The organism is Chryseobacterium sp. FG46 (genome assembly GCF_057809135.1).
This window is the reverse complement of the sequence record NZ_JBMDJJ010000073.1, coordinates 1-692: the sequence shown is the minus strand read 5'-3', so window position 1 is coordinate 692 and position 692 is coordinate 1. Positions and strand designations below refer to the sequence as shown.

The 692-nt window shown below is 33.8% G+C and carries 1 protein-coding gene; it reads right to left on the bottom strand.

What is annotated here, in order from left to right:
• Nucleotides 1-33: 33 nt before the first annotated feature.
• A partial coding sequence (locus tag ACODR7_RS21545; protein ID WP_488842329.1) for a transposase occupies nucleotides 34-692 on the bottom strand: 659 nt, incomplete at its 5' end.

Below are 692 nucleotides of genomic sequence, written 5' to 3'. Positions count from 1 at the left end.
CAGTCATGGTCGGAAGAAATTTCCGACCATTTTTTATGTTTTAAAGACTTTTGCAGGATCACCCCCCGCAAAAATTATTAAAATTGCGGTAATCATGTCTCTAAGCTCCATTGCAATACGTCTTTTGGCTGTTTTATATCCCAAATTGTTTGCTTTTTTATAAATCAGCAGAAGCATAGAAGCAATCATTGTCATGTAGAGCATTACTTCAATTCCGTTTTTATTGAGCGAAACAAGATGGCTTAAATTCAACTCTTGTTTTATAAACCTGAAGAATACCTCAATATCCCATCTTTTACGGTAATAATCCGATATTTCTTTAGCAGAAAGTTCAAATTCGTTGGTTATGAACCAAAATTCTTTGGCTGTTTTTTCATTTTTGATGACGATCAATCGAAAATATGTTTCCACTTTTTCTTCCCGATGATGGATGTTTCCACGTTTGTTTTGGATGGGTTTTCCGGTGTAAAGTTTCACTTTGCTGTCTTTAATAACTTCCCAATCATCCCATTTGATTAGGTTTTCTGTTTTAATAAAAGATTCAATCTCTTCATATTTCCTGTTTTCTTTGGAACGGATAATAAATTTCAGAAGCCTTTCTTCAAAATCTTTCATCGTTCTTGTAGACTGGATCCCTCTGTCGATGACATAAATATTATCATGATGATCTTCTTTTTTCACCTGGTTCAGAA